Source organism: Arthrobacter sp. SRS-W-1-2016, from assembly GCF_002009585.1.
Classification (GTDB): domain Bacteria; phylum Actinomycetota; class Actinomycetes; order Actinomycetales; family Micrococcaceae; genus Arthrobacter; species Arthrobacter bambusae_A.
This window is the reverse complement of record NZ_MTPV01000065.1, coordinates 1-25,623: the sequence shown is the minus strand read 5'-3', so window position 1 is coordinate 25,623 and position 25,623 is coordinate 1. Positions and strand designations below refer to the sequence as shown.

The 25,623-nt window shown below is 61.1% G+C and carries 21 protein-coding genes, 2 pseudogenes and 1 riboswitch; of the genes and pseudogenes, 12 read left to right on the top strand and 11 right to left on the bottom strand.

The features are described 5' to 3' along the window. Positions 1 to 11: 11 nt before the first annotated feature. Together BMF89_RS16785 and speB are read right to left on the bottom strand one after the other, a co-directional pair. A complete protein-coding gene (locus BMF89_RS16785; protein ID WP_078108214.1) occupies positions 12 to 1,469 on the bottom strand; it encodes a cytosine permease in 1,458 nt (485 codons plus the stop codon). Then, a complete protein-coding gene (gene speB / locus BMF89_RS16780; RefSeq protein WP_078108213.1) occupies positions 1,466 to 2,470 on the bottom strand; it encodes an agmatinase in 1,005 nt (334 codons plus the stop codon). The genes BMF89_RS16785 and speB overlap by 4 nt, the downstream gene beginning before the upstream one ends. Positions 2,471 to 2,688: 218 nt before the next feature. On the opposite strand from speB, the gene BMF89_RS16775 reads away from it, so the two are divergent. The 6 genes and pseudogenes from BMF89_RS16775 to BMF89_RS16750 all read left to right on the top strand — a co-directional run bounded on the left by BMF89_RS16775 (position 2,689) and on the right by BMF89_RS16750 (position 8,976). Then, positions 2,689 to 4,182, top strand: coding sequence for a PucR family transcriptional regulator (locus BMF89_RS16775; protein ID WP_078108212.1), 1,494 nt, complete (start codon positions 2,689 to 2,691; stop codon positions 4,180 to 4,182). A gap of 51 nt (positions 4,183 to 4,233) precedes the next feature. Continuing rightward, a riboswitch (glycine riboswitch) is annotated at positions 4,234 to 4,348 on the top strand. 10 nt (positions 4,349 to 4,358) lie between these two features. Then, positions 4,359 to 4,625 (top strand): annotated as a pseudogene (locus BMF89_RS16770) (serine hydroxymethyltransferase); the annotation flags it as partial. 209 nt (positions 4,626 to 4,834) lie between these two features. Further along, positions 4,835 to 5,038: pseudogene (locus tag BMF89_RS16765) on the top strand (L-serine ammonia-lyase, iron-sulfur-dependent, subunit alpha); the annotation flags it as partial. 802 nt (positions 5,039 to 5,840) lie between these two features. Further along, positions 5,841 to 6,131, top strand: coding sequence for a helix-turn-helix transcriptional regulator (locus tag BMF89_RS22005; protein ID WP_171983531.1), 291 nt, complete (start codon positions 5,841 to 5,843; stop codon positions 6,129 to 6,131). Beyond that, the gene (locus BMF89_RS16755; RefSeq protein ID WP_078108210.1) at positions 6,128 to 7,213 is read left to right on the top strand and encodes a protein kinase; all 1,086 of its coding nucleotides are present in this window, start codon (positions 6,128 to 6,130) and stop codon (positions 7,211 to 7,213) included. Before BMF89_RS22005 ends, BMF89_RS16755 begins: the two co-directional genes overlap by 4 nt. Positions 7,214 to 7,227: 14 nt before the next feature. Next, positions 7,228 to 8,976 (top strand): hypothetical protein, encoded by a 1,749-nt coding sequence (locus tag BMF89_RS16750; RefSeq protein WP_139359717.1) that lies wholly within the window; start codon positions 7,228 to 7,230, stop codon positions 8,974 to 8,976. Between the two features lie 478 nt (positions 8,977 to 9,454). On the opposite strand, the gene BMF89_RS16745 is transcribed toward BMF89_RS16750, so the two are convergent. From BMF89_RS16745 to BMF89_RS22200, 6 genes are all read right to left on the bottom strand, one after another. Then, the gene (locus BMF89_RS16745) at positions 9,455 to 9,742 is read right to left on the bottom strand and encodes a DUF6228 family protein (protein WP_078108208.1); all 288 of its coding nucleotides are present in this window, start codon (positions 9,740 to 9,742) and stop codon (positions 9,455 to 9,457) included. Positions 9,743 to 10,441: 699 nt separating this feature from the next. Further along, positions 10,442 to 11,260, bottom strand: coding sequence for an IS21-like element helper ATPase IstB (istB, locus tag BMF89_RS16740; protein WP_078108207.1), 819 nt, complete (start codon positions 11,258 to 11,260; stop codon positions 10,442 to 10,444). Between the two features lie 138 nt (positions 11,261 to 11,398). Continuing rightward, positions 11,399 to 11,983 carry a hypothetical protein gene (locus BMF89_RS16735; RefSeq protein ID WP_078108206.1) on the bottom strand — a complete coding sequence of 195 codons (585 nt, stop codon included), beginning with the start codon at positions 11,981 to 11,983 and terminating at the stop codon, positions 11,399 to 11,401. A gap of 181 nt (positions 11,984 to 12,164) precedes the next feature. Beyond that, positions 12,165 to 13,295, bottom strand: a complete 1,131-nt coding sequence (locus tag BMF89_RS16730; protein ID WP_078108205.1) for an IS3 family transposase — start codon at positions 13,293 to 13,295, stop codon at positions 12,165 to 12,167. After that, positions 13,243 to 14,727 (bottom strand): group II intron reverse transcriptase/maturase, encoded by a 1,485-nt coding sequence (gene ltrA / locus BMF89_RS16725; RefSeq protein WP_078108204.1) that lies wholly within the window; start codon positions 14,725 to 14,727, stop codon positions 13,243 to 13,245. Before ltrA ends, BMF89_RS16730 begins: the two co-directional genes overlap by 53 nt. Before the next feature lie 564 nt (positions 14,728 to 15,291). Next, positions 15,292 to 15,657 (bottom strand): transposase, encoded by a 366-nt coding sequence (locus tag BMF89_RS22200; protein WP_216353839.1) that lies wholly within the window; start codon positions 15,655 to 15,657, stop codon positions 15,292 to 15,294. 214 nt (positions 15,658 to 15,871) lie between these two features. Here BMF89_RS22200 and BMF89_RS16710 point away from each other — a divergent pair, with 214 nt between their 5' ends. The 5 genes from BMF89_RS16710 to BMF89_RS16690 all read left to right on the top strand — a co-directional run bounded on the left by BMF89_RS16710 (position 15,872) and on the right by BMF89_RS16690 (position 20,217). After that, positions 15,872 to 16,363 (top strand): SRPBCC family protein, encoded by a 492-nt coding sequence (locus BMF89_RS16710; RefSeq protein WP_078108203.1) that lies wholly within the window; start codon positions 15,872 to 15,874, stop codon positions 16,361 to 16,363. Between the two features lie 122 nt (positions 16,364 to 16,485). Then, the gene (locus BMF89_RS16705; RefSeq protein ID WP_253190865.1) at positions 16,486 to 17,379 is read left to right on the top strand and encodes an oxygenase MpaB family protein; all 894 of its coding nucleotides are present in this window, start codon (positions 16,486 to 16,488) and stop codon (positions 17,377 to 17,379) included. Further along, positions 17,366 to 17,851 carry a hypothetical protein gene (locus tag BMF89_RS16700; protein ID WP_078108202.1) on the top strand — a complete coding sequence of 162 codons (486 nt, stop codon included), beginning with the start codon at positions 17,366 to 17,368 and terminating at the stop codon, positions 17,849 to 17,851. The genes BMF89_RS16705 and BMF89_RS16700 overlap by 14 nt, the downstream gene beginning before the upstream one ends. Further along, complete coding sequence (locus tag BMF89_RS16695) at positions 17,851 to 18,855, top strand: hypothetical protein (protein WP_078108201.1); 1,005 nt, start codon at positions 17,851 to 17,853, stop codon at positions 18,853 to 18,855. The genes BMF89_RS16700 and BMF89_RS16695 overlap by 1 nt, the downstream gene beginning before the upstream one ends. Positions 18,856 to 19,182: 327 nt before the next feature. After that, complete coding sequence (locus tag BMF89_RS16690; RefSeq protein WP_078108200.1) at positions 19,183 to 20,217, top strand: DUF4192 domain-containing protein; 1,035 nt, start codon at positions 19,183 to 19,185, stop codon at positions 20,215 to 20,217. 401 nt (positions 20,218 to 20,618) lie between these two features. Here the strand turns inward: BMF89_RS16690 and BMF89_RS16685 are convergent, their stop codons facing one another. The 3 genes from BMF89_RS16685 to BMF89_RS16675 form a co-directional block, all read right to left on the bottom strand. Next, positions 20,619 to 21,839: an MFS transporter gene (locus BMF89_RS16685; RefSeq protein WP_078108199.1), complete on the bottom strand. Its 1,221-nt coding sequence runs from the start codon at positions 21,837 to 21,839 to the stop codon at positions 20,619 to 20,621. A 79-nt stretch (positions 21,840 to 21,918) separates the two neighbouring features. Beyond that, on the bottom strand, positions 21,919 to 22,713 hold the full coding sequence (locus BMF89_RS16680) for a hypothetical protein (RefSeq protein ID WP_078108198.1): 795 nt from the start codon (positions 22,711 to 22,713) through the stop codon (positions 21,919 to 21,921). Beyond that, positions 22,664 to 23,614, bottom strand: a complete 951-nt coding sequence (locus tag BMF89_RS16675; RefSeq protein ID WP_078108197.1) for a helix-turn-helix transcriptional regulator — start codon at positions 23,612 to 23,614, stop codon at positions 22,664 to 22,666. The genes BMF89_RS16680 and BMF89_RS16675 overlap by 50 nt, the downstream gene beginning before the upstream one ends. A gap of 176 nt (positions 23,615 to 23,790) precedes the next feature. Between BMF89_RS16675 and BMF89_RS16670 the strand changes: the two genes are divergently transcribed. Continuing rightward, positions 23,791 to 25,002: an MFS transporter gene (locus BMF89_RS16670; protein ID WP_216353838.1), complete on the top strand. Its 1,212-nt coding sequence runs from the start codon at positions 23,791 to 23,793 to the stop codon at positions 25,000 to 25,002. The last annotated feature ends 621 nt before the right edge of the window (positions 25,003 to 25,623 follow it).

Sequence of the window (25,623 nt, the reverse complement as noted above, 5' to 3'; positions counted from 1 at the left end):
TCTGCGGTGCGTCAGACCAAGTCGCTTGCGAGTACGGGGGCCTGGAACGTTGTGGCCTCGGCCTTCTTCCGGAACACGCGTGCCGCGACGTAGTAGAGCGGGGCAACCACAACGAGGCCAACGATCCATGAGAGGTCCACGCCACCCATTGCCGCTGCGACGGGCCCGGTGTAGATCGCTGTTGCCGAGAAAGGAAGCTGGACCAGGGCGCCTGCCACGTAGGCTCCGATGGCCACCCAGTTGAAGCGCCCGTACACTCCGCCGTCGCGCTTGAAGAAGTCTTCAACCCTGTAGTCGCCGTGCCGGAGAAGGTAGTAGTCGACCAGGTTGATGGCCGTCCAGGGAACCAGCACGTACATCAGGAAGGAAAGGAAGTTGGTGTAAAACAGGATGAAATTGTCGCGTGCGAACAGCGAGATCAGGAGTGCGAAGGTAAAGAGGATGATTGCCGCAACGCTTCGGGTCTTGGCGCGGGGCAGCCAGTTCGGCTTGAACGTCTGGCCAATAGTGAGGCTGCACAGCACGCCGCAGTAGAGATTCATGGCGTTCGAGGCTGCAACGCCGAGGCAGAAGATTCCCACGACTGCCAGGGTCCATGGCTGGAGCAACGCTCCCATGCTGCCGACGATTTCGACGTTGCCGGCGTCTGCGCCCATCGTGACCGCCAAGGTTCCCACCAGGGCGCCCAGGATCATCGGGAAGAGCGTGCCCAGGACGCAGCCTGAGTAGGAGGCCCAGAACGCCGGACCCGAGCCGGTGCCTTGCGGCATGTAGCGGGAGTAGTCCGAGACGTACGGAGCGTAGGCGAGCTGCCACAAGGCGGATACGGAGACGGTGGCCATGAAGCCGACCCAGTTGAAGTTTCCCTGGTAGAGGAAAGTGGCAGGCAGCCCGTGGACGAACATGATCCAGACGAAGGCCAGAAGCAACGCCAAACCAGCCACGATGCTGAGGAACCGAGCATAGGCGTGAATGAGCCGGTAGCCGAAAATCGTGGCAACAACGCTCACGACGCCGATGATGATGATGCCCGCGTCAACACTGATGTCCGGGCTGACTGCGGCCATTGCCTCGCCGCCAAAGACCAGGTTCGCGGCGAAGAATCCGACGTACATGATCACCACGATGACAACGATCAGTAGTGCTCCGAAGGAGCCGAATTGGCCGCGGGTCTGGATCATCTGTGCCACGCCCAATTGCGGTCCTTGGGCGGAGTGCAGCGCCATGAAGATGCCACCGATGACGTTTCCGAGGATGATTCCCACGATGGCAGGCACAAAGCTTAGCCCGAACACCGTCGTGGCGAGTCCGCCGGTAACGATGGTCATGATCATGATGTTGGACCCGAACCAGATGGTGAAGAGGTCCCGCGCTTTTCCGTGGCGTTCGTTCAACGGGATGGGCTGAATGGTTTTGTCTTCGAGCCTGGGCACTTCGGTGACAGCGGCGGGATTGCTTCGGGTGCTCATGATGCGGTCCAGGATGCTGCTTGCAATTGACGGACAGCGGACGTTTCGGCCTTGCCGCGATTCACCATCAGCGCGAGGAGGTCGAAGACAAGGGTGGCCGCGGCCACCGAGGTGATGTCTGCATGGTCGTAGGCCGGCGCGACCTCGACGACGTCGGCACCGACGATGTTAATGCCGTCCAGTCCGCGGAGCAGGGCCAGCAGCTCCCGGGAGTGGAGTCCGCCCATCTCAGGGGTGCCGGTGCCCGGCGCATAGGAGGGGTCCAGGACGTCGATGTCGATGGAGACGTAGACCGGGGTGTCGCCGAGCCGCTCCTTGACCCGAGCAATGGCGGCGGGAACGCCTATGACGTCCAGGTCCGAGCAGCGGATGATCTGGAATCCGAATTCATGGTCGCGGAGGAAATCGTTGCGGTCATAGACCGGCCCGCGGATTCCGACGTGCATGGACCTATCTTCCACGAGGAGGCCTTCCTCGAACGCCCGCCGGAAGATGGTTCCGTGTGTGACCGGCTGGTCGAAGTAGGTGTCCCATGTATCCAGGTGGGCATCGAAGTGCAGCAACGCGACCGGTCCGTGCACTTTGTTCAGGGCCCTGAGCATCGGGAGGGCGATGGTGTGGTCGCCACCGATCGAGATGAGCTTCTTGTCCTCACTGATCAGGGGCAATGCCTGCTCTTCGATTTCACGGACGGCCCGTGCGATGTCGTAGGGGGTGCAGGCGATGTCGCCGGCGTCCACAACCTGGACTTCGTTGACGGGCTCAACGTCCAATTCCGGATGGTACCCGGGACGCAGAAGCCGGGAGGCTTCGCGGACCGCGGCAGGACCGAAACGGGCGCCGGGCCGGAAGGACGTTCCGCCGTCGAACGGTACGCCGACGATCGCAATGTCGTAGTCCGGGACGCGGTCGATTTGGGGAAGCCTGGCGAAAGTGCCGAGGCCCGCATACCGGGGAACTTTTGTTGCGTCGACGGGGCCGATGGGCTGATGCGTTGTCATGCCAGGATCCTTCGGTAGCTTGCTGCCGGGCGGCGACGCTGGCAGCGATGTTGGGAGGTGGGGGTGCTCGCCTTTGAGCGGGAAGTAGGTAATCCAATTCTTAGTGACGTGCATCACGACGTATAGCGGTAGATTGACTACAAATGGCCGAGGCTCTTATACAAATGTCTAAGCACTCTGAAATCGGCCGGAAACCAACGATTTGGGAGCGCATTTTCATGGCGATTACTGTGGCTGAGCTCGTGGCGGAACCTCAGCTTGGACTCACGTTTTTGGCCGGGTCGGCGGGTAGGGACAACCGGATCACCTGGGCACACACCTCCGACCTGCCGAGGCTGTGGGAATGGGTCACCGGCGGCGAACTGATGATGACCAATGGCCTGTCCATCCCCGCCGACCCCCAAGGCCAAGTTGCGCTCGCCGAGGCGCTCGTCGATGCAGGTGCCAGTGCCCTTGCCATCGGGGAAAAGATGCATGCTCCGGAGCTGCTGCCGGAGTTCCTGGCGGCCTGCGAGCAGTTGCCGCTGCCGCTGATTAGCATTCCGTATCCATTGCCCTTCATCGCTATCGCGCGAACCGTGGCTGAAGCTTCCCTTTTGGAGGAATCGCGACGCCTGCGTCAGACCGCACGGTTGTATGACTTGCTTCGTACGGCGGGAACAATTGAGGACCACTGGCAAGGCCTTCTCCAAGGACTCGCGGCTGAGCTCAATGCGGAGCTTTTCGTCGTGGACCGGCGATGCCTCCATCCCTGGCACCCGGATGGTGAGCCGTTGCCGGACTTCCTGCAAGCGGAATTGGCCCCCCTGACGGGACATATACCCATGACCGGAAAGAAGTTCCAATGGCATCGGCTTCGGGACCGGCACGTGTTGATGATGGACATCCCCACCCACGCCAATGCGGTGCTGGTGGTGCTGCCGAAAAGCGATCCGCACCCTGACGCCGTCGTGCTTCTGCATGCGGCGACGGTGCTGGGACTGGAACTCTCGCGAACGGCCCTGTCCCTGGAAGGGCGGCACCGCCTAGCAGGCGAATTCCTCCTGCAGGCGTTCGATGGGCGCCTCGGGATCGCGGAACTGGAGATCAGGCTCAGCGATTTTGAGATTTCCGCGCAGAATTTCGTGGTGGTTTCGATAGGGGCCGACGACGGCGAGCGGCTGGCGAACATTCACGTGGAACTGTGGCGCCACGGACTTCAGGCCGCTTGCCTGCGGCGTCTCAACACCCTTCATGTAGCGGCAACCGCGGGGGTGACGGATGACGTTTTGATCCACTGCGCGGGGCCCGGGGTCCGGATTGGCATCAGCTCGCCTACGTCTGCCGGGGGCGTCCAACGCGCACTCCAGGAATCGCTGTGGGCGCTCGGTTCAGCGAAAGGCAATGCCGTAAGCCTGACCCGTTACGCCGAGGGCCCCTCCTGGCTGGGGCTCACGAGTTTCGAGGAGGGAACGGCGTTGGTACAGCGGCTGCTCGGCCCGATCTTCACGTATGAACAAAGCCAGGAAGGCGATCTCATCGTGACTTTGAAGACCTACTTGGACACTCAGAGGTCATGGCAAAAGACTGCCGCGGCGCTCTTCGCCCATCGCCAAACCATCATCTACCGCATCCGGAAAATCAGCGAGTTGACGGGGCTCGACATGACCGAAACCTCCACGTTGGCCCAGCTTTGGTTTGCGCTCCAGATCCATGAGGCCATGCACAAGTAAACCCGCTGCCGATAGCAATGTGGAATCTCTCAGGCCCCCGTACCGCCGCGGCGAGGCAACTCTGGAAAGCAGCCAGGCTTCGGTCCGGCTCACCGACGGTGCAAGCGGAACACAATGCGACAATGCGTTCTGCGGAATCTCTCAGGTCCGATGCAGAGCGGGGAGGAACCCAATTAGCCGAGGACCGCCTCGCCGCGATCGACATCACCGTCAACCGCAACGCGGTTCCGTTCGACCCGCGTCCGCCGATGGTGACCTCCGGCCTGCGGATCGGCACCCCGGCACTGGCGACCCGCGGCTTCGGTGAAGCGGCGTTCCGCGAAGTTGCGGACATCATCGCCGAGGCACTGATCGCCGACGCCGACCTCTCCGGCCTGCGTCACCGCGTGGAGGCACTCGCCGCCGCGCACCCGCTCTACCCCGGCGTCGCGAACCTAGCGTAGTCCGGGATCGGATCGATACGCCCGTCGGGTCCGACCTCCTCTGCATGCTCGGTCGCGTAGACGCCCGCTGAGCGGACGTTTCCGCGACCGAATGGGCCCACGCCGTCCGGGTTCCCTGACCGAGCTTGCGAGGTTAGGGGGACGGCGGGGACGCATGCTGCCGGAGGCCGGGCCCGAAGGGGCCTGCTGGTCACCTGAACATTAAATCCGTGAAGTTCCTGCTCGCCGCGGGCGCCGTCGGAGTGCTCTGCAAGGAGCAGGCCTCGATCTCCGGCGCCGAAGTGGGCTGCCAGGGCGAGGTCGGCTCCGCTTCCTCGATGGCCGCCGCCGGCTTGGCCGAAGTCATGGGCGGCTCCCCGGGACAGGTGGAGAACGCGGCCGAGATCGCAATGGAACACAACCTGGGCCTCACCCAACGCGCTGCGCTTCCTCACACCCGTACAGGGGGAAGGATTCGACGGGTCGAAAGGGGCAGAACCACCGGAGCCCGTCTCAACCCGGGACCGATGTCAGTGCCAGGTTGGTGATTTCGCAACCCCAGCAACAACGAAGGCCCTCCACCCCAGCGTTTCCGCAGGTCAAAGGGCCTTCACTGTGGAGCTAAGGAGATTCGAACTCCTGACCTCTTCTCATGGGACGGCGTATTTCATTGGTCGCCAAGGGCTGAAGTTGACTTGAAAATCCGCGGAATCTAGGGAATTTCATTGCTGCGCGAGGTCGCTGACATGTCATCGTTTCTCATCGTTTCCGTGGGGTAAACGTGGGGCGGACGTTGACGCCCACCGTGCCATCGCAAGTTGCGGTCGATACCCTCGCGCATCCGATCAGCTTCGTCACGACCCTTCCAGGTGTCTCGTAACTAAAGGTTCGTACCGCGATTCAACCGCAAGGTTTCGACACATAGTTATGAGAATCGCCGACTCACAGCGTTCCGCCGTTCCTTCGCGAGACCATCATGCGACCGTCGATACGTCTAGTATCCGAAGGGTTCTGAGACAAATCCAGGTGGAGCGTAGAAGGCATTCCTACGAGACGCCTCCAAGCGCACCGCTGCAGAGCACGTCAAACAGATTTGACGCAGCTGGGGACCGGCTTACGGTCGAGTTCCGCCAGGCCATTACTCGAGCACACTTCGCGCCTCGGATGTATCCCAACCTGAGGTCATCCGGCACCCTAGTGTTGCCAAGCTTGGCAACGAAAAGTAGTCTTGCACTCATGGACAAAGGAGAAAGTGTTGCTTCGTTACTCCGGGAGCTCCGCCATCGCAAAGGCCACACACTGCGCTTCACCGCAACGGAACTCGGTGTTGCGCCTTCTCAGCTGTCCCGCATGGAACGGGGAGAGCGACCAGTTGGTGAGGAAGCTGCTCAGCGGCTAGCGCAATACTACAGCGTTCCGATTGAAGACATCGTTGTAGCCCAAGGGAAATTACCAGAGGATGTTATCCAAATTCTTCAGTCACATCCTGCCGAAATAAGTCGACTTAGAGCAAAATACAAAGCATGACCGCTGCTTCTACATCGCCCCCAGTTGACTGGACCTCCTTACTCGTGGGTGAAATCATGGGCAACTACAGGATCGAGCGATTGCTGGGCCAAGGGTACTTCGGCCTAGTCTTTGAGGCTGTTTCTGTTTCAGGCGGAGCGCGCGCTGCAGTCAAGATCCTCAAACCTGGTAAAAACGATCCCGCAGCAGTCCTCGACTTTGAGAATGAGGGACTCCTCCTAAGGAAACTTGAATCCTGCGATGGTGTCATCAACTTTCTCGAGGGTGGATCGCACACTCTCCACGCGACCTTTTCTGGTGGCGTTGTCATCCCCATTGACGTCCCGTATCAAGCACTCGCTCTCGCTTCTGGTTCCCTTGATGAGATTAGTAACGACCCGGTTGCACGAGAGCGTCTTGATTTAGTGGAAGCCTTGAGCCTTTGGCGATCTGCTGTGCTAAGCCTCATGCGAATGCACCAGGGAGGAGTTGCTCATCGAGATCTAAAATGCAGCAACTGTCTAATCATGGTCAATAAATCTAAACCCGTGATTCGATTCGGCGACTTAGGCCGCGCCAAAGATATTTCTTTAGCGCCGACGCGTGACATCTATGCCTACGTTATGGGTCGAGGAGATCTGCACCACTCACCGCCCGAGGCTATTTTCTGGCAAGGAGGAGATGGGACAGACGATTTCCTTGCCGCGGACTACTATGGCGTCGGGTCACTTTTTATCGAGCTATTGACCGGCTTCTCTCTCACTAGCCTGGTGATCACAGACATGAAATCAGCATTGTCACAAGGCCAAAGCGACTTTCAGTCCGGGCAACGCCGAGATCTGAACGTTTTGAGTGCAAAATACGATTATGTCTTAGGGGGCATCGTCGAAAAACTGCCTAAGTCTGTGCGTAACGACTTAGAAATTGTTTTAAGGTCTCTTTGTCATCCCGACCCGCTTCGTCGATTATTAGGATCACCGTTCAGCCGTGACAGAAAGTCTAAAGAAAAGCTTGAATGGATATTGCGGCGGATTGATATCGTAATTCAGCACTTGAAAATCGAAAGGCGTCAAGCGCGCCGCTACGAGAGGAAGGCTGCCTAATGCAGGCCTTAGGTATGATTGAATCGGTAAGTAACGATATTACTTTTCGAAACGTAGAGCCTGTTCCTGCGCGCCCCACCGCGCGCAACGCCTTCGATAACTCGGTCATGCACACTTCGAGGAGGGGAAATGGCGAAGCGGAAATGAATGCTGTTGTTGCGGCTGCGCTTCAGCAATCGCTAGTTCGAGCCCGCCTGGCCCTCGAGACCTCGCGAACTACTACAGCCTTGGCCCGTCTAGCTCAGGCGCTAGAGGCATGCTCCTTTCAGGACGAAGCCGTTGAGGTCGCCAGAGAGGTGTTTAAAGAGGCTTCTTTGACGTCAAGTGGGGAGTTGCTTGATCCAGTTGCAGTCAGAGTTGCACTTGAAGTTGTACTTCGCGCACAAGATCTCGATAAGACTGTAGAGATCGCTACCTCACTGCCCGTGGACGCTCAGACGAAGCTACTTGTTGCGGCTGCTTTAAGTGATGCAGGGAATTTTGAGAAAGCCCATGAACTTATTGACCAAGTGGAATCAGAGGATAAGGAACCTCTTCTTGCCTTCATTCTTCTCAGCGAGAGGAAAGACAAAGATGCTATTCCTATACTCAGGTCAGCTCTTCGTCGTCGCCCTGCGGATGCCGACAGCGCCCATAACCTCTCCGTAGCGTTCCTGCGAGTGGGTTCAGAGCGAAAGGCACTTGCAGCTGCCTTGAGAGCTACCCGTTCTGCACCAGGTCGCCAAGACATTTCGTTGCGATATCTCGAAATGTTAGTGACGAGTGGGCACCCTGACGCGGTACTTACTGAGATCGAACGCCTCCTTGAAGAGGGAGTCAAACCCGTCGCTCAGTTTGCTGTTCTTCAGGCCAGAGCCTCTCTTATTGACGGCGACTACAATAAAGCGGAGAAATACCTTCACGTGGCGAGTGGTTTAGCAAGCAAAGCCGGGGACGACGCGACCTTCGCAGAAGTATCGAGTAATCTTCTACGACTTCGTGCCGTCAATGGCCGCATTAAACGCGCCGCAGCAATGAAGCAACTGACAAAACTCAATGACGAGTATCCAACTAGCAGCGCCGTTGTCTCAAATATTGCACAAATGTCTAATCGACGTGCCGACTTGGCAGCACTTAGACGAGCGTTTGTCGCATCTAAGGATTACATAGATCCGGAGCGCACCGCTTACATCCAATATCAGATTGCGAGTCTAGAAGGTAATAATGTCCGCGCGGCTGAGGAGGCAACGAAATGGTTGTCGCTCGAGCCACGGAACGTCTACGCAGCGTCGGCAGCAATGATTGCATTGGGCATCGGGGTGGAAGACTGGGATGCTGCGGCGGCTGTCGCACAGCGGACCTTCGTCGACGAGAGGCTGGACCCAACACTTTTGAACAATGCTGCCTATGTTATTGCGATGTCCGGACATCCTCTGCGAGCAATCTCCATGCTCCAGCCTTATGCGAGTAGTGATCCCGTTTTGAAGGCGACGCTGGGCCTTGCTTACCTTGCAGCGGGAGATGTTCACCAGGGGATGCGACTTTACAGAGAAGCCGACAAATGCGCCAGTACCAAGGGGCACGACTTCCGTAGTCTTATGACTATGCACCAAGCACTCGTAGTTCGACAGCTCGGTCTTGATAAATCAACGGACCCATTGATGTTGACTGCCTTATCTTTAGCGCCGGTCCAGCTTCCGGACGATTGGTCACAGCGACCGGAGTTTCTTCGCCTTCACGCCGTAGCAGAGAAGCACGGTTATCCCTGGCCTCTCTCGCTCTAGACGGGGGGCCGGGGCCTGTTGGGGTACTTGCGGGGGGCCTCGAGATTGATGAAACCTGCGCGGCCGAGAGCGAAATTTACGACCATGTCTACCGGAGTGAGCATCGGCTGGAACCGAACCAGGTCTTTCCAATGCACAACAAATGCAATGCGGACTTCGATCTGGTCCCTTTTTAGGTCAAACCTACCTTGGTCATCCTCGCCGTCCTCACGGTGGCGTTCATCGTTGCTCTGATCGTGTCGACAGTCAGGGCCGTGAAAATCCCGTCAGGGAAGGGGCGGCAGTTTCGTCCCACGACCTATACAGGCGGCTTTGGACAAACGAATCCACAAAGCCGCCTACGGGGCATTGCCGGGTACCACCCATGAATTTGCGCAGTGCTTCGCTGATTTGGATGAGTTCCTGTCCCGGTTCCAGGGTCAACTGGCCGCAGACCCGCCAAGTCTCAGGAGTCCCGGGAAATTCCGGGTCACGCAAATCAGAGGTGAGGTTGACGTGGCTGCCCGTGCGTTGCTTCGAGCTGCAGGTCCCGCTCTAGAGACCGGTACGATTTGATGCCTTGCCAACCTGACCAGGGCTCGGCTAGATCGTTGAAGAAACTCGACAGTTCTTCATGTCCGGTTCCGTAGTGTGCGGCGATTTGTCGGTGCGCCGTGAGGCCCTGCATGCGGACGGACATGACGACACTTTCCAGTTCGCCAAGAGGCGACCACTTTACATCCTTCAAGGTGAGCTGCTGCGTGTGCCCGATTCCTACTTTGGTCATGACCCAATTCTCATACGTGTGGCCCCCCTGTCGGCCACCTGACCGAGATCCACAGACCGGCGATGGGATCTTCGCGAGGTGTCTCATAACCCAGGTGCCTCGAAACCCTAGGGTTTCGAGACAATCTGGGCGTGTTGAGTATGTCAACTTCGTTCAGGACCGCTAGGACGGCTTGATCCAGGCCCATCGTGGCCACTGCTCCTATTCCCCTGGCCCTTGTAACCGGGGGACCTTTTTCTGCAGTGCCGCCCCCGCTACCATGAACGGCAAGGAGGCAAACCGAATGCGAAGGACAGAGAGCCAGTCAATCATCGCTCTTGTATGTTCCGTTCCCCTGGCGCTGTTGATTGTCGTGGTTGGCGGACCGACACCATGGATGGGTGCAGTATTTGCTGCGGTCATCTGCCTTCCCCAAATCGTCATCTGGTCCCGGTTTCTCTCTGGTTCCGGTGCTGAGGTAGAGCACGGCCGAAGACCGCGCTGAACGGTCTTCCTAGAATCCGATGAAACTACGATTAGCGGTCATCCTGCCGTCAGTTGTCATCATGATTGTGATGGCAACTCTCGCGTACGCGATCCCGGCCCTTACCCGAACACTTACGATCGCAATTCCTTTGGTCTGCGTTGCGGCTTTGGGAACGGTGTTCTTCATCGAACGGTCAAGACACCGCCGCGATACGTAGGCGACTCCGGCCCCGGTTAGCCTGCGGTTTGTCGGGCCATAGTGTGGGCGAGGCGGTAGGTGTCGGTGCCTGTTTCGATGATGGTTCCGTTAAAGGTGAGTCTGTCCACGATTGCGGCGCATAGACGCGGGTCGCTGAAGGTTTTGGTCCAGCCGGAGAAGGATTCGTTGGAGGCGATGGCGATGGAGTTCTTTTCTTCTCGTTCGGTGAGGACCTGGAAGAGGAGTTCGGCGCCGCGGCGGTCCAGTTCCATATAACCCAGTTCGTCAATACACAGCAGGTCGACCCGCCCGTAGCGGGCGATGGTCTTGGCGAGGACTTTCTCGTCGGCGGCTTCGACGAGTTCGTTCACGAGCCGGGTCGCGAGGGTGTATTTGACCCGGTAGCCCTGTTCCGCGGCCGCGGTGCCGAGCCCGATGAGCAAGTGGGTTTTGCCCGTGCCGGAGTCGCCGATCAGGCACAGGGGTGCGCCTTTGCGGATCCAGTCCCCGGTGGCGAGAGTGTGGATGGTGGCGGGGTTGATGTTCGGGTTCGCGTCGAAATCGAAATCCCCGAGCCACTTGTTTCTTGGAAAGTTGGCGGCTTTGACCCGGCGGATGGAGGATCGCCGGTCCCGGTCATCGCACTCCGCCAGTAGCAGCTCGGCGAGGAAGCCCTGGTAGCTCAGTTGTTCTTTCCCGGCGACGGTGAGGGCTTCGTCGAGAACCGCCCTGACCGTGGGCAGGCGCAGCCGGCGGCAGGCCTGGTCCACGGCAGCGACGGCGGCCTGCTCGGTCAGGCCGCGCCGCCGGCGCAGGGTCGGGGTAATGGTCGTGGCCGGTGCGGTGGGGCTCATGAGATGTTCTCCTTCGACTCGTTTCCTGCGGGGTGGCCGGCGCGTTTGGCCAGCAACTCGTCATAGGCCCTGACGGACGGCAAGGGCCGTGTATCCCAGGGCAGCCCTGCGATGACGGCTGCGGGGGCACATAACCGCTCATTCAGTTCCCAGGTCAACTCTTGCTTTTGAAGACCATGTGTCTATTTCCGCCTCTAGGGACTTGACGTCGTCCTGAAGGTTTGAGGAGACGTGGTTGAAATCCAGCACTTGCGTCGATTCGCAATTACGCCCCTCCACCCCGCAACTGAAGTTGTTGAACATGTTTATGACGGAACGGTGGAGAATGACCGTCTCGAGTCTCAGTTCATTCGAACCTACGAGCCTTATTGTGGCCTCGTCCTGAAACACGCCGCGAACGGCTGGCGCAGTCTCAGTTTGAAGTTTGATGAGATATGAATCGTCCGAGGACTTGTGCGGGAACCCGGCCTGTGCAGCACCTAAATGCTCCCACAAGATGCTGTAAAGCTGTTCTATGTCAGCGGCGTATTTTGAGTAAGCCTGTTGCCGGTTTGAGTGGATGAATTCTGTTTGGGCTTGAGTGCTTGTCGCATCGGTCTGCCAGTGCGTGGCAGCTATGGCCACGGTAGGCCCGACAATCGCGGAAACCAGGGCTGTTGTTGCCGCGATGAGTGCGAGTTTAGTCTGCCTCGAGTTATTTGAAGGTCCATCCGACTCTGCCATCTCTGCAGAATAGTCGGCACCTCGGTCACTTCCGTGGCGAGACGCCGTCGCCAGGCAGGAAGCGCGGCCGGAGCGCCCCAATGACATCCAGAAAGGATCCGTTTGCGGGCAACCGATTCCTTCTCCCAACTCGACTTGGTGTCTCGTAACCTCAGTGCCTCGAAATGAACCGTCCCGGGAATCATGCCGCCTGTTTTTTGTCGGCGTCGTCGGGTAACGAGCCGGTTGGTCGATCATAATATGACTGCTCATATTCCTCTGGCGTCTGGTGATCCAGGGCGGAATGCAGGCGTTCGTCGTTGTACCAGTGGACCCACTCGAACACGATTTCCATCACGTCGGTTTCGGTCTTCAACGCCCCGGCACGGAACGGTGAATCCTTCGCGACTGCCTCGTTCTTAAACAACCCCATCACGGTCTCGGCGGCTGCGTTGTCATAAGCATCACCCACGCTGCCAATCGAGGGCTGCAGGCCCTCCAGGGCCAGGGTGTCGGTGTAACGGATCGAGGTGTACTGGCTTCCCGCATCGCTGTGGTGAATCAGTCCCGCCGGCGCCGGCCGGCCGGTGTGTTCGCGACGCCACAGGGCCATCCGCAGGCAATGTTCGACGAACGCGGTGTCCTTGATCGTGGAAGTTTCCCAGCCGACGATCGCCCGGGAGTACAGGTCGATAACCAGGGCGACGTAGACGAATCCGGAACAGACCGGGACGTAGGTGAAATCAGTGACCCAGATCCGGTTCGGTGCCGGAGCGGTGAAGTCCCGGTTCAGCAGGTCACCGGCACGGCGGTCGTCCTTGCCCGGGATGGTGGTGCGGGTCCGGCGGCCCCTGATGAGCCCATTCATGCGCTCTTGGCGCATGAGCCTGTCCACGGTGTGTTTGGAGGCTTCCGGGAAGCCGTTACGGCGCAGCCACTGCGTCATCTTCCGCCTCCCGTACATGATCTCCGGCCGTGGACGTCCCTTCGCATCCGGGACCTTCAGACTGCGGAGCGCATCGGTGATGCGCGCGTCTTCGATAGTGCGCAGGGCCGGCAGGCGCTTCTTCCACGCCCGGTAGGTTCGTGCGGCGACCTGCACGCCCTGCTCCCGCAGGACACCGCAGATCGACTCGACCGCATACCCAACAGCCCGCATTTCATCGATGAACCGGCAGATCAGCGGCGGCGAGGGTCGGTGAAAGTCGGCCCGGGGCGCGGTGCCAGCCTTACGGCGGGCCTGTTTCCCCGGACCGCTTCCCGAACCCGGCGGGCACCTTTCAATGCACCGGGCTCTCCACAAGCCGGTCAAGCGGCGTGGTGGTTGTTTCATCGGTCGTGGGCCAAGGCGAGGGGATAATCGACCCGCGGTAGCGGTATCGGCTCGTGCCCACTTTCTCGGGACGAAACATTTCCCTCTCTTGGCTTGCTGGCCACCAGCCTCCGCCGCAGTACTGCCGACGGAGTTCTTTGACCGTGGACCGGCGATGTTTCCGCCGCAACCATCGCCACACCGTCTGCCACGTGTAGTGGCTCAGGTAGGAGAAGACTGCGGACGAAACGCCGGGACGGAAATAGGCGCACCAGCCCCGCAGCATCGGGTTCAACCGACGCAGCAGTTCATCCAACGACTGGTTCTCGGTGACCTGTCGGCACAACGTCTTGATCTTCCGCTTAGCCGCTTGCACGGCCTTCTTTGCCGGATAGACGTACACGTAGTGCTCGTTCGTTCCTCGCTTACGGTGGCGCTGGATGCGCCATCCTAGAAAGTCGAGGCCCTCATCAATATGGGTGATCAAGGTCTTCTCCTCCGACAGGCGCAAACCCATCGTGGCCAAGACCTCCGCGATCCCTTCCCGGAGCCCTTCGGCATCGGCCTTGGTGCCTCGAATCATCAGGCACCAGTCGTCCGCATACCGCACCAGGCGGAAATTTGGTCGACCATGGCGCAGCCGCCGGGCTCGTTCCAGTTTGCTGGTCAACGGGCCGCCGGGAGCTTGAGCGACGAATTCGTCAAGCACCGACAACGCCACATTGGCCAGTAGTGGAGAAAGGATCCCGCCCTGCGGGGTTCCAGCGGTGGTTTCCTTCAGCTGCTGACCCTCGGAGAGGATCCCAGCCTTCAAGAATGCCTTCACCAGTCCCAGGACGCGTTTGTCACCGATGCGAGACCGAACCCTGCCCATCAGGGCAGTATGGTCGATCTCATCGAAGCACGCCTTGATATCTCCTTCGACGATCCAGTCATAGCAACGTGGTCTCGTCGCGAGATAACGCACCTCGGCAACCGCATCATGGGCCCGACGCTTCGGACGGAACCCATAGGAACACGGGTGGAAATCCGCCTCAAAGATCGGCTCCAACACCAATTTCAGGCTGGCTTGGATGACCCGGTCGGCCACAGTCGGGATGCCAAGGCGGCGCATCTTCCCGCCCACCTTCGGAATCATCCGTTCCCGCACCGGCACCGGGACGAAACTGCGGTCGAGCAAAGACAACCGCAGCCTGTCAAGGAACACCTCGACGCCTTCACCATCCTGAATAGATGCCGCCGTGCGGCCATCCACACCCGCAGTACGGGCACCCTTGTTCCCTTGCACCCGGTCCCAAGCCACCAACAAGAAGCCTGGGTCAGCCACGAGGTTGAACAGGTCATCGAACCGGCGATGAGCATCATCACGGGCCCAACTATGCAGCTTGGTCTGGATCTTCAGTACCCGTCGCTCCGCCGCAACGACGGCGTGCTCCAGTTCGTCGATATTCACCGGCGACTATTCCTCCTGACATTCCATTCACTCAATCTGCTAACTTGCTGGCCCCCTTCGCCCTGTGACCGGCTTTCCCGATCCCCAATGGCGGGTCGTTACTCCCGCGACTACTACGAGGCCTCCGCCCCACCTTGTGGTCTTCGGTCGGCAACGGACCTACCCCAACCGGAAGGCTGGCTACCTAGCGGTTGGGGAACCACGAAATGGTTCCCACGTTCACTGCGTGATCGATCAGTCAGGGAGGCACCTGGCTCTACCCCGGCAGCATCGCCACGGCTACGCCGCAGGCCTTCACCGTGGCCTCCCCGCCGACAGAACTAAACGGCTTCGGAGTCCAGACGCCACGCATGGCATCTGGTGCGCTGCATACCGGCCCATATCCACCAGATTTGAGCACGGCTTCGCGATTACAGGGCGTCAAACACCAGTTCACTCACGTTGTACCTTCTGACCTTGCTCGGCGAACCCGCGCCGTCTGGTAGTCCCGGCTCGTCCCGCCTTTGTCGGGGCCGCTTGCCACCCTCACCGGCGTTCCCCGGATCAGGCTGCCCCCAGCTTCAATCAGGCCGCTGCGACGGCCCGACGAGGACGGTCTTCCACCGCCCCTCGATACACACAGCGCCTCGTGGCGCACAGCTCCCTCGCGAAGAAAATCGAAGCCTGCTTGAGGATCTCGTTGGACTCCTTCAAGTCCCGCACCTCAGCCCGGAGCCGCTTGATCTCCTCCAGCTCATCACTCCTCGGACCGGTCTTCTCACCCGCATCGACCTGGGCCTGGACAACCCAGCGCCGCAACGATTCAGGGCCGACCCCGAGCTTCGGCGCCAAGGCCTTGCACGCAGCATAGACAGACGGGTATTCGGACAACCGATCCAAGGTCATGCGCACTGCACGGTCACGGACTTCGGGCGGGAACTGCTTGGGCATAATCACTATCTTTCTCAAAGAAGATAGCGGCATCAAACCCGGGACGGTTCAAAACCCATGCTATGCAAGACACTCAAAGCCCGGTTTAGTGACACTGCGAACGCGATCATAGCCAGCGGCGTAGCAGCGCGGAACCGTTGTAAGCCGATGGCTTGAGATCGGCCTCTAGGAAAGCCCGGCGCTGTCGAAGGCAGATCGGTGCCAAAATATCCCCATGACCGCTCGCCTTTTCGACCTCAATTCCTCCTGGCACCTTCCGGCGACCCCAGAGGACGTATGGGCGATCATCGCGGACATCGACATGAGCTGGCCCAAGTGGTGGCCATACTGCAGTTTCGCCGCACCTCTCGTTCGTACTGAGGCCGCAAGCAACTCCCAGGAAGACGTTCTCAAGGCAACCACCGCGTACCTTAACTTCAAGGCGTCCTTGGGCTACACCCTCACCATCAGCATCCACCCAACGACGGTGATCACCCCAAACGAAATTGAGTTCGATGCCGGTGGCCACCTGCACGGCACCGGCCGCGTAACCCTCAGGCCCGAAACAAATGGCGAAGCAACCCGCATGGACATCGAATGGCGAGTCCGCCCCACCCAGCGATGGATGAATTTCTTGGCCCCGATCGCAGCCCCAGCTTTCACAGCCGCGCACGCTCTCATGATGCATCAGGGGCAAAAGGGACTGGTCAATGCGCTGGGAAAGTAGACCCGTCTACAAGTTAACTAGCCACGTAATGGCAACGGTTCTACCATGGAATAGGTCAGCTTAGCTGGGGATCCGGAGCCCAAGCTTCGGACGCAGACTTAGGCACGGCGAATGGGGGCACTGTGAACATCAACGCCACCCTCGCCGCGAGCTTGGACCGCCAGGAAACTCCCTCCCCCAGCGACTGGGAAGCCACCTTCCGCCAGATGGTGCTCTTCGATCTCGCCGCTGATATGGAACTCGGGTTCTTCCTCTCCTACTACCGCAACTTCGCAACCCCAGACATCGCAAAGACGCTCCACACCAACGCCGAAATCCAGCAGCGCCCGATGAAGCGCTCCTACGACACCGCCATCGTGATCTACGAACTCATTGCCTGCGGACTGGATAGCGACCGCGGCCGCCCCATGGTCGAGTTGCTTAACCGCGTGCACCGCAACGTCCCCGGCAGCAAGGACGACTTTCTCTACGTGCTGCTCACCCTGCTGGTGGTACCGATCCGCTGGATCCAGCAACACGCATGGCGCCAACCCACAAAGGCGGAGCTCGTAGCCGCCTCACGCTTCTTCACCGAACTGGGCATTCGCATGAGCGTCACTGGCATGCCCGCCACCTACGAAGAAGCCGAGGCATTCTTCGACAGCTACGAGGCAGCCCACGTTGCGCCATCGCCCGAGGGCCAGCAGCTGATGGGGGCCACCGTCCAAGTATTCCAGGACCGTCTGCCGAAGGTCCTCCGCCCCCTCGCGAAGCGGATCATCAGCACGATGCTCGACGACGGCCGCCTCACCGACGCGCTCGGCCTCCCCCGCAGCGGCCGGATCTCCCGGGCCGCACTCAAAACCGGACTAACCATGCGCAACGCGATCACCCGCCGTCGGCCGCTGAAAACCAAGCCGCATTTCATCCCCGGCGACGCAGGCTCGAGCCTGTACCCCGGCGGGTATTCCCTGGACCAGATCGGCCCGGTCAACGTTCCGCACTCCCCCGCCCACGCCGGCAATGAACTACCGTGACGCCCGCAAAGTAGCGAGGAAGGCCGAACACGCGTTCAGCTTGCCCAACGACGCCACGCTCGAGCTCATCCACAAGAAACTGGAACAAAAGCGCGGCAGAACCATCATTGTTGCGGAGCTTCCCGAACTAGCCCGCGAGGAAGTGTGCGGGGTCTGGCTCATCTGCGAAGACCGGGACGTCGTCCTCCATGCCCCGACCAAATCCGACTGGCACCGGCAACAGATCATCCTCCACGAATTCAGCCACATGATCCTCGACCACGACCTTGACGGCGTCAGCAGCGAACTGGTCAAAGCCCTCCTTCCTGACCTCGACGGTGAACTGGTACTGCGCGCCCTCGCCCGCAGCAGCTACACCGATGACGCGGAGCTTGCCGCCGAAGCCCTCGCCGATCAGCTCGCAACGCGCATCATCAACAGCGACGCCGGCACCCCGCCGGAGCCGCTGGCGTTCCGTCAAGTCTTCGGCTGATGGAATACGTCCCGGCAGCCACGCTCTGGGTCCTGACGATCCTCCGGCTGCCCGCCGCGCTCGATCGACACCGCGGCAGCGTCTTCCGCGCGACCATCCTCGCGGCAATCGCCTGCACCCTCTACATCCCCGCCGTCTACTACGGAGTCGACGCAATGCTCGGTGGACGGAACCGCGTCGGCTTGGCCACTCTCGTGTCGTTGCTCCTGGGATTCTGGCAGTTCCGGACCGCCATCCTCCTGGCGGCGGTCGATGATGTTGAAGCACGACGGCGGCAGCTCGCCTTCGGCCGGTGGGCGGCGGTCATCGCATGCTCGGCCGTGACGGCAGGATTCCTTGCCAGCCGTACCCCGCTCACCGACACGAACCTTCCTCTGAGCTACGGCGACCAGCCCGGAATGGCGGTGTTCCTCTGGACCGGGTCGGCCTTCATCATGTGGATCTGCCTTGATATCGCACGAGTGTGCCACAAAAATCTTCCGAACATGCGAGGACGGGCCTTCCGCTCGGCCTTCGCCCTCATCGCCATCGGATGCATCCTCTTCGCTCTGGTCCTCCTCGACCGCCTGTTCTACGGAGCCGTCACGAAGTTCGACGGCGCCGTCAGCCCCGCCGCGACGGTCCTGACGTTCTTGTACTGGGTGGGCGAAACGTTCGCCGTGGTCCTGGTCAGCCTGGGCCTCCTGCTCCCCCGGCTCGCAGGCCACCTCAAACACGGCACCTTCGTGCTCCGTGTCCGGCTCCTGCTTCTGGAAATCAGGCCGATCTGGAACCGTATAGCCTCCGGCCAGCGTGAGCTGATCCTCGAGAATCGGCGTGCCAGCCGGCTCATCGCGCTCAGCCGACATGCAGAAACACAGCTGCACCGGCGCCTGGTAGAAATCCGCGACTGCGAAATGGCCAGCCTCGCGACCGACGGGCGGCTCGACGCCCACGACCGGTCCGTCGTCGAACGCGCCGAGCTCGCCCTCGAAAGGCGCTCCAGCGCGCGGCTCTCAGAATAAGTTCCATGCAGAGGTCACAAGACGCTGCGGCGTCATGCCGCGCTTCTACAAATCAGCCATGAACAACCAGAAGAATCTTCGCAGTTTGTCGTTCTGATGCTCGATCATCGCTGGGCGGGTCCTCCGTGCAACCAGGGCGCTTTGCGCCGGCCCCAATCCAAAACTTCGTTCGGCGCTCCTCCGTCGCTTATTTCCTCGCGATCTTTTGGATTGTTCCCTGTTCCCCAAGTTGCACTTCGGCCCCTCACACCCAGCAGTGGCTCCGCTAACAGAACGACGCCGAAAACTAACGGCCACGGCTGACGCCGCCTCTGAAAGAGAAGGACCATGGACACGCTCACTATCAAAACCCCCGCCGATGTCCTCAGTTTCATCGGCCACACCCTAGGGTTCTGGCCCCACGAAAGCCTCGTGTGCATCACCTTGGACAGCAACCACATCGGCGCCACCCTTCGCGTGGATCTGCCAAAGCACGACGGCGGCGAACTCGCCTACGCACAAACTGTCGCCGGCTATCTCGGCAACGATACGAATGCCACCAGCGCTCTCTTCGCCGTCTACACTTCGGCCGAACCAACAGCCGGCCACAACAAGCCGTATGCAGCAGTCATAGCCGCACTGACCGGCGCACTCGCCGAGCGACACATCACCATCCGGGACGGCCTCCTCGTCGGCGACCAGACAGTATCCCCCTACGACGACGAGCCTGGCCTCGGGCGCGCTCTTCCACTGTCGATGATCGATACCAGCGAGATCAACGCAGAGCTTGTCTACCGCGGCAGCGCCGTCGCACGGACGGGCCGGATTGTGCTGCCAGCATCAAACAAGGAAGCGACTTTCGACGCCGTTGAGACCCACATCGAATCGATCGGGCGGTGTCACGACCACAGCGCAATCGAAAAGGCCCGCACATTGTGGGCAGGAATCCTCGATGCCAGAACCTACCCGAGCGATGACCAAGTCATTGCTCTGATCGCGAACTTCCAATTCGCCGCCATCCGCGACCAACTCATGGCAGATATCCCAGCTGTCGACGGCCCCATGGAACAGATCCTGCTGGCTCAAACCCCGGGCAAGCCGCAGTGGGACCGCGTCGAATGGGCCCAGCAAATACTGCTTCACGCCTACACCCACAGCAGCACCAAACACTCAGCGCCTCTTCTCACTGCTGTCGGCTATATCAACTGGTGGGAAGGCCGCGGCAGCAAGGCCCACCAGTTCCTTGAACTCGCTCTGGAGGCAGACCCCGGCTACCGCCTGGCCAAACTCAGCGACCAACTCCTCAGCTACGGAATGCTCGCCGGCTGGAACATGGACAAAGACACGGCGTACCGGACGCGGGGACTTGGAACGTCAGATTGACCAGCATCCGTTTTCGGCGTCAACCGGACTGCGCTTCAGGCAGGCGCAGTCGAATCCAGCGCCACGACCGGTTCACTTCGCTCGAGACTACGAGCAGCCAGGACTCTTACCGGCGAGTCAACGCATGAAGGACCGTTGAACGATGAAAGGCAGCGACACCCAAGAGTCGTTCCCTTCACGGGCGGTCAGCCGGTCGAGGCCACGTCCAGCCGCGGCGCCACCGGACGCCGGATCACTGCGGACGGTGCGGACAGCCAAGCACCTGACCCTTCGGCAAGCAGCCTACGCCCTGCACGTCTGGCCGACCACGTTATCCCGCCTCGAACGCGGACTCAACCACGACAACGAGGGCTTCCACAGGCTGCGAGGGAGTCACCGTCAGTACCACTTTCAGCAAAGTCTCAGGAGACCACAGCGGACGCGCGTCTGGTTGATGGTCGATGGCCGCTGACGGCCCAGGCGGCGAGGGCGATTCCGGAGAGTACGGCACCGCCAATCACGACGGCGGTCCATCCGCCGAGTTGCCACAGAGCGGTCCCGAGGGTGGAGCCGGCCGCCCCGCCGATGAAGTTGCTGACCACGTACGCGGTGTTGAGGCGGCTGCGGGCATCATGGTCGGCGGAAAGCACGCGGGCTTGTGCCAGGGTAGCGATCGCCCGTGCAGCGACGTCAAGCAGGATGATCGCAACGACCAGAATGATGATGGAGGCACTGCCGAAGCCGGCGACGACGAACGAAAGCATCGTCAGCGCCAAGGCCGCGCTGATGGCGCGAGTGGACCAGCCGCGGTCGTGGAAACGGCCCGCTCTCTGGGCCGCAATGGCCCCAGTGATTCCGGCTAATCCGAAGAGCCCGATGGTCGTGACGGAGAACGAGAACGGCGGCGAAGCGAGCAGGAACGTCAGCGCCGTCCAGAAGAGGGTCAGGACGCCGAAGCCGACGCCGGCGACGAAGAGCGGCACGCGCACATCGGGATGTCGCCGAAGCGCGGTGAGGACCGACCCGAGCAAGGCGCCGTAGCCCAATTTCGCCCGGGGCTCCAGCGGCGGGATGGTCTTGCGAAGGAGTACCGCGAACGCCAGGGCCAGGACAGCTGCAACAGCGTACGGGGTTCGCCAACCGAACAACTCCGCGAGGAAACCGCTGATCGTGCGTGACGCAAGGACCCCGATCATCAATCCTGACGCCACCGTTCCAATGACGTGGCCGCGCTGCGCGGGATCGGCGAGATCACCGGCCAGCGGGGTCAGCAGCGGCCCGGAAACCGTTGTCAGGCCCACCAGCACAAGGGCGAGGAGCAATACCTGGAAGCTCGGTGCGAAGGCGGCCGCAGTGAGGGCGGCGGCGCAGACGAGCATCATGAGCGGGAGCAGGCGCCGGCGGTCCACGACGTCGCCCAGCGGGACGATCAGGAACACGCCGAGGGCGTAGCCGATCTGCGCTGTTGTGACGAGCAGGCCGGCCTCACCGGTGGAGACCCTGAACGAGGACGCAATTTCTTCCAGGAGCGGCTGGGCCCAGTAAAGGTTCGCCACGGCCGCTCCGCCTGCGATCGCGAAGAGCATGACCATGCCTTGGCTGATGCGGGCAGGCGCCGGCGCAGTGGTTTCACGTTGGGTCATGCGTTAAGGAAACAGCCCGCAGAGATAATGTGGGAGTCCCTGTTGAGAGGGGTATTGGCAGTGACCCCCATGGCCACCTCTATTCTCCCAGCATGAAGTCGGCCATAAGGTTCTGCACGGCTTCGACCATGTGGTCGCCGGTGGCGGTCTTGCAGCCGTGGGCCTGCGCGGCTGCAACAAACGCAGTGGTGCCGTGACCGGAGATGACATCTCCGACGAACATGGCCGGGGTAAGCCGGGTTGTATCGACCGGGACGGGGTCTCCGACGTCCATGCCCATCGGAGTCGCGTTGAACACCAGATCGCATCCCGCGGGATCAGGACTGCCGGCGGTCACCCGTCCGTTGCCGAAGCCTGCGAGCAGCTCGAGAAGCCCGGCGACGCGCGCCTCGTCGGCATCGTGGATGATTAGTTCGCCGATACCGGCTTCGAGAAGCGCGATGGCGATAGCGCTTCCCGCGCCCCCGGCGCCGACAAGAAGAGCCCTGGCCCCCGCGATCCGGGCGCCGCGGTCCAGCTGCGCCTTGACGAAGGCGAGCCCGTCAAGCATGTCCCCGTGCCAGGTGCCGTCCGCATTGCGCCTGATGACACTCACCACCCCGAGCATCCTGGCCCGCTCGGAGCTGCTGGCGCAGTGCTCAAACGCCGTGAACTTGTGCGGCATTGTCACCAGGATGCCGTCGACATTCGGCGTTGCAGTGAGGCCTCCCATGACAACCCCAAGATCTCCCTCCGGCACCTCCATCGGGATGCAAATCCCGTTGTGGCCACGTTCTGCGAAGGTGCGCGTCAACCACGGGGGAGACTGGACGTGCTTAACCGGGTCACCGATGATCGGGAATAGCCGGCTTGCCCCATTGAGCTGGTCGATCATCTTGATCCTTTCCGTTCGCTGACAGGCCGGGTTCCACGGTCACGGACGCGTTCCAGCTGGCAAGCATCCGCAAAGCGTCGTGCTCCGGGGTTCCGGCACGAGGTGTGTAGGCCATGAGCAGATGGCCCGGCGCGGCGTTGATCCCGAGATCCTCGTAGGGCATGGTTAGTTCCCCGATGAGCGGGTGATGAAGAGTCTTGGTGCCAGCGGTGTGGGGGCGGACATTGTGAGCGGCCCATCGCGTGCGGAATTCGTCGCTCCGTGTGGAGAGGTGTCCGACGAGATCGATAAGGTCCGGGTCATCCGGGTGCAGGCCGGCTTCGGTGCGGAGGAACGCGACGACGTCCCCGGCCATGTCCTGCCAGCGGGGCCAGAAGGCGCGCGCTGCCTCCTCGTGAAGGAACATGAACCGGGCCATGTTCGGCTGATCGGCGGTCATTTCGAAGATGGGAGCGTAAAGTGCCTTGCCCAGATTGTTCGCGGCCACCAGGTCCAAGCGGCCATTAAGGACGAACGCCGGCACATGGGCCATGGCGTCGAGGAGTAGCTGGATCCCCGGGCGTACTGCGTCCGGGGTCGCGGGGCGGTTCCTCTTCCGTCCCTGCGGAGACAACGCCACCATCAGCCGGTTCAGGTGCTCGCGTTCGGTTTCGTCCAGCTTCAGTACAGCCGCAACGGAATCGATGACGCTGCTCGTCGCACCCGCAGCCACACCGCGTTCGAAACGAACGTAATACTCCGAGCTGATTCCCGCCAGCATCGCGACTTCCTCACGGCGCAGACCCTTCACCCGTCGATTCGTGCCAACCACGGGCAAGCCGGCGGCCTCGGGGGTAATTCGGGCACGGCGGCTCATGAGAAATTCCCGCAGTGCCGTCCGGGCAGCTTCCTTGTCGGTCATGCTTTCAAGATTACGGCCGACGCCGATAACAAGGGTGGCCCTGTTGGTACCCCCTCTCAGCCGGGTCTGCCACGTTGGCAGGGAAATTGATTTCCTTGAAGGGCAAGAGGTTCGCCGATGAATATCCCCCCGCCGACCCATGCACCCCCGAATTCTCAAGTCTTGAAAGGACTTTCGTGTCTTCCACCTCCGCCGTGACGGCGCACAACACACCCCCGGTACGGTCCAAGCTCCCCTGGGTCGTCCTGCTCCTTACGGTCGGGACGTTCTTGATGACCACCACCGAGTTCGTCATCGCCGGACTGCTCCCCGAACTGGCTGGCGACTTCGGAATCACCTTGGCCCAAGCCGGGCTACTGATCACGGCGTTCGCCCTGGGGATGATCGTGGGAGCGCCCGCCATGGCCATCGCGACGCTTCGGTTGCCGCGCCGGACCGTCCTGGTCGTCGCTCTGTGTGTCTTCGCCGCGGGCCACGTTATCGCAGCCCTCAGCGACACCTACGACGTCGTCCTCGGCGCCCGTGTGCTCACGGCACTGGTCACCGGCGCCTTCTGGGCCGTAGCATCCGTCGTCGCCACCACGGCCGCCGGACCCGCGGCTGCTTCGCGGGCCCTGGGCGTGATGATGAGCGGGGTCGGACTCGCCACGGTCATCGGCGTGCCCCTGGGTTCCTGGGCGGGTCAAACCGTCGGTTGGCGGGGAGCCTTCTGGGCGTTGACCCTCCTGTCCCTTATGGCCGCCGTCTTCATCGCAAGGCTCATACCCGCGGACCCTCAGTCAGCGATGCTTTCGTCATTCCGCAGCCAGCTCGCAGCCTTGCGCACAGGACGGTTATGGCTGCTGCTCGCCGCGACCGTGCTGGTGACCGGCGGATATATGGCGACCTTCAGCTACATTTCGCCCCTGCTCACTGAGCGTTCAGGTATACCCGAAGCACTCGTGCCACTTGTGCTCGTTGGTTTCGGCGCAGGATCCCTCCTGGGAACGAACGCGGGCGGTAGGTTCGCGGACAGCAAGCCGGTCAGGACATTCATCGCAGCAGCCCTTGGCGTCATACTCGTCCTGCTCACCCTTATCCCTCTCTCGACCAACGGCCCAGCCGCCGCAGCCCTCGTCGTCCTGCTCGGTGCAACCGGCATGGCAGTCCCACCCGTCGCTACAGGCCTCGCGGTGCGCTTCGCAGCCCCTGCCCCCACACTGGCCGCCGCCCTCGCAGTGTCGGCCTTCAACGCCGGAATCGCGCTGGGCTCATGGATCGCCGGCCAGACACTCGAATCAGCGCTCGGCGCGACCGGGCCCGCCGTCGTCGGCGTCATCATGACCGCCGCGGGACTGGTTCCCCTCTTCATACTGGCCGCACTGAAAGCGACCCGACCGGTCCGGTGACGTCGTGTAACGCACATTTCCGATTGTTAGCCCGCTTCTGGCCCGTCGGTCGAGACGTCTGCGCCCCGATTATGGTGCTCAGACATGGACTTATGATGCGTAATGAACTCGAGAGACATGAACTTGACCTAGCGGGCTTCGTACACCTGTGACCTCCCAGCCGTGACGAACAAGCCTGACCAGGCGTCCGCTGCCCGAAAAGAGGAGCGGGCGTGCACCGCGTACCAGCCATATCCACGGCTTGGCCTTGTCGTCGCCTCAATAGGCTAACGACACTGGTTCCTCTCGTATACCTTCCCGTCTCGCTCGCCTGGCTTGACCTATCCGGTAGTCCTAAATCGGCCCGCCTTTGTCGAGGCTGCTCCTACCGGTTCTCGGTGATCCTTCAGATGGGCTGCATCCAGCTGCACTCCTCCACTACGACGGCGAAGCGAAGAAGGTCACCCACCTCCCTTCGTAACAAATGGCGCCTCGAGGCGCACTGCCCCACAGCAACAATTCCGGCACATCCAAGAACTTCGCCAAGCGGCACCACAATTCTCATTGTCAACGGCAACTTAGAAATGACCGGGCGCGGTATGTTGGGTTGCCCGTTGGCGGCAAGTGATTGACCGGGCGCGG

Coding starts and splice junctions, on each gene's coding strand:
- BMF89_RS16785 (WP_078108214.1), bottom strand. CDS start 1,469: ATGAGCACCCGAAGCAATCCCGCCGCTGTCACCGAAGTGCCCAGGCTC.
- speB (WP_078108213.1), bottom strand. CDS start 2,470: ATGACAACGCATCAGCCCATCGGCCCCGTCGACGCAACAAAAGTTCCC.
- BMF89_RS16775 (WP_078108212.1), top strand. CDS start 2,689: ATGGCGATTACTGTGGCTGAGCTCGTGGCGGAACCTCAGCTTGGACTC.
- BMF89_RS22005 (WP_171983531.1), top strand. CDS start 5,841: ATGGACAAAGGAGAAAGTGTTGCTTCGTTACTCCGGGAGCTCCGCCAT.
- BMF89_RS16755 (WP_078108210.1), top strand. CDS start 6,128: ATGACCGCTGCTTCTACATCGCCCCCAGTTGACTGGACCTCCTTACTC.
- BMF89_RS16750 (WP_139359717.1), top strand. CDS start 7,228: ATGATTGAATCGGTAAGTAACGATATTACTTTTCGAAACGTAGAGCCT.
- BMF89_RS16745 (WP_078108208.1), bottom strand. CDS start 9,742: ATGACCAAAGTAGGAATCGGGCACACGCAGCAGCTCACCTTGAAGGAT.
- istB (WP_078108207.1), bottom strand. CDS start 11,260: ATGAGCCCCACCGCACCGGCCACGACCATTACCCCGACCCTGCGCCGG.
- BMF89_RS16735 (WP_078108206.1), bottom strand. CDS start 11,983: ATGGCAGAGTCGGATGGACCTTCAAATAACTCGAGGCAGACTAAACTC.
- BMF89_RS16730 (WP_078108205.1), bottom strand. CDS start 13,295: ATGAAACAACCACCACGCCGCTTGACCGGCTTGTGGAGAGCCCGGTGC.
- BMF89_RS22200 (WP_216353839.1), bottom strand. CDS start 15,657: ATGCCCAAGCAGTTCCCGCCCGAAGTCCGTGACCGTGCAGTGCGCATG.
- BMF89_RS16710 (WP_078108203.1), top strand. CDS start 15,872: ATGACCGCTCGCCTTTTCGACCTCAATTCCTCCTGGCACCTTCCGGCG.
- BMF89_RS16700 (WP_078108202.1), top strand. CDS start 17,366: ATGAACTACCGTGACGCCCGCAAAGTAGCGAGGAAGGCCGAACACGCG.
- BMF89_RS16695 (WP_078108201.1), top strand. CDS start 17,851: ATGGAATACGTCCCGGCAGCCACGCTCTGGGTCCTGACGATCCTCCGG.
- BMF89_RS16690 (WP_078108200.1), top strand. CDS start 19,183: ATGGACACGCTCACTATCAAAACCCCCGCCGATGTCCTCAGTTTCATC.
- BMF89_RS16685 (WP_078108199.1), bottom strand. CDS start 21,839: ATGACCCAACGTGAAACCACTGCGCCGGCGCCTGCCCGCATCAGCCAA.
- BMF89_RS16680 (WP_078108198.1), bottom strand. CDS start 22,713: ATGATCGACCAGCTCAATGGGGCAAGCCGGCTATTCCCGATCATCGGT.
- BMF89_RS16675 (WP_078108197.1), bottom strand. CDS start 23,614: ATGACCGACAAGGAAGCTGCCCGGACGGCACTGCGGGAATTTCTCATG.